This is a genomic window from Mesorhizobium sp. M4A.F.Ca.ET.020.02.1.1 (genome assembly GCF_004022645.1).
Classification (GTDB): Bacteria; Pseudomonadota; Alphaproteobacteria; order Rhizobiales; family Rhizobiaceae; genus Mesorhizobium.
In genome coordinates this window covers 1-2,258 of the sequence record NZ_RZOI01000870.1, presented here as the reverse complement: position 1 = coordinate 2,258, position 2,258 = coordinate 1, and the positions used below count along the sequence as shown (strand labels likewise).

The window sequence follows — 2,258 nt, the reverse complement described above, 5'->3', positions numbered from 1 at the left end:
GGTCTTCCCGCTGGTGCTTGCCTGGATCGCCAGCGCAACAACCTTCTGGCAGGGCGACAGATTGAAGAGCGCGCATCGCGATCTCGCCCGCGCGCATGCCCAGCTTGCCGCCGCGCACCGGCGCCTGTCGGAAAAGGCGAGCCGCGACGACATGACCGGCATGCTCAACCGCGAAAGCTTCTTTGCCGCACTCGACGGCTCCCGGCGCAAATCCGATCGCGGCGCGCTGCTCATCATCGACGCCGATCACTTCAAGATGATCAATGACAGCTACGGCCATCTGACCGGCGACGAAGCGCTGCTGCTGATCGCCAGCGCCATCGAGCGCGGCGTGCGCAGTGGCGACGTGCTCGGCCGGATCGGTGGCGAGGAATTCGCCGCCTTCCTGGTCGGCGCCACCGCGCAGGAGGCCAAGCGCGTCGCCGAGCGTATTCGCCGCGAGGTCGAGCTGATCCGCTTCCGTCCGGTCGACGAGCGCACCGTGCCGCTCACCGTCTCCATCGGCGGCACCATATGTGGCGAAGGCGTCAACGTCTCCGAGCTTATGCGCGCCGCCGACCAGCGGCTCTACGAGGCGAAGCATCGCGGCCGCAACCTGTCGATCCTCGATCGCGATGTCTCGGAAGCCGCCTGAGATCAATCGGAGCGCACGCTCGCACCGGCACGCGCCTGCGAGGAATTCCTAACCATGTTCGCATGCAACCACGACGTTTACCCGGTTGTGGCAAGGTATCGGCTAGGGTTGGCACGAAACTGGCCTGTCCTGGCCGGCGTGTGCCGTTCGGGGAACGTCATGCGTGGATCGAGGTCCCCATCGAAAGACGTATCATGAGCTTCTTCGTCAAGAGAATGTCGCGCCGCGCAATCGTGCAGGCGCTGATCGCGCTGCCGGCCCTGTCATTGTTCCGCAACCAGCCCGTCGTCGATCCGGACGAGATCGTCGAGGTCAATGGCTGGATCCTGAAGCGGAGCGATCTCGCGTGATCTTCGACAGCTACGAAGCCTTCCGTGCGGCGAATTTCGCCGCCAAGGCCTGCATCCTCGGCTCCGGCCCGGCGGGCACCACGATCGCCAGAAAGCTCGGCGCTGCAGGCATTCCTGTGGTCGTGCTGGAGGCCGGATCGCGCGAATTCAGCGACGAATCGCAGGATTTCTACCGCGGCACCACTGTGGGCGATCCCTATTTCGATCTCGACATCACGCGGCTGCGCTTCATGGGCGGCTCCTCCAATCACTGGGCCGGCTGGTGCCGGGTGCTCGACAGCCAGGATTTCGAGCCCAAGGCCTGGGCGCCGGACACCGGCTGGCCGATCAGCCGCGCCGACATCGAGCCCTATCTGGCGGAAGTCCACGACATCCTCGAGCTGCCCGACTTCCGACCGGATGTGCCAATCTCGGACGACATCCGTTGGGTGCAGCTGATCAAGAGCGGTGCAGTGCGCTTCGGCGAGAAGTTCGCTGACGAGCTGGACAAGAGCAAGAACATCGCCGTGGTGCTCAACACCTATGCCACCGAACTTGCAGGCGACGGCAGGCGGGTGAGCGGCGCCCGGCTGTGGTCGAACGGCCAGGACGCCGGCGTCTTCAGCGCCGACTACTTCATCGTGTGCACCGGCGGGCTGGAGAATTCGCGGCTGCTCCTGTGGTCGAACCAGCGCTCGAATGGCGGCGTGGTGCCGAACGCGGAAGCCCTCGGCCGCTACTGGATGGAGCATCCGACCTTCGAGGGCGGCAACGCCATCCTGGCGGACTATGGCGAGTTCGAGGTCGATGCCGTCAACGAGGCCTTCTTCTCGCCGACGCTCACCGCCATGGAGCGGCTGCAGATCCTGAATTTCGGCATCAGGCTCATCGAGTCGCCCTATCCCAGTGTCAAGCGATTGATCGCCGACCTCGCCTGCACGGCACCCGACATGGCCGAATGGATGTCCGCCAAGCTCAGCCAGCGCCTGCGTTGCGCCGCCCAGCTCTATGTCGCGTGGGAACAGGCGCCGCTGGCCTCGAACCGGATCGCGCTGTCGAAGACCGATGTCGACCACGCCGGCGTGCCGCGCATCGAACTGCACTGGAAGAAGTCCCCGCTGGAACGCCGCACAATTCTCGAAGGCCTCAGGCTGTTCGGCAAGACGCTGGCCGAGAAGAACCTTGGCCGGGTGCGCATCGCCGACTGGATCCTCAATGGCGGGGACTATCCGACGAATGAGGAGACGGCCGGCCACCACCATATGGGCGGCACGCGCATGGGCACCGATGTGACC

3 protein-coding genes are annotated in these 2,258 nt (G+C 65.1%); all 3 read left to right on the top strand.

The window, feature by feature from the left end:
• Positions 1-634: GGDEF domain-containing protein (locus EN742_RS32385; protein ID WP_148670424.1), on the top strand; the 634-nt coding region annotated here is incomplete at its 5' end.
• 194 nt (positions 635-828) lie between these two features.
• Positions 829-984, top strand: coding sequence for a hypothetical protein (locus tag EN742_RS32380; RefSeq protein WP_126057187.1), 156 nt, complete (start codon positions 829-831; stop codon positions 982-984).
• The coding region (locus EN742_RS32375; protein ID WP_148670423.1) for a GMC family oxidoreductase at positions 981-2,258 on the top strand (1,278 nt) is incomplete at its 3' end. The genes EN742_RS32380 and EN742_RS32375, both read left to right, overlap by 4 nt.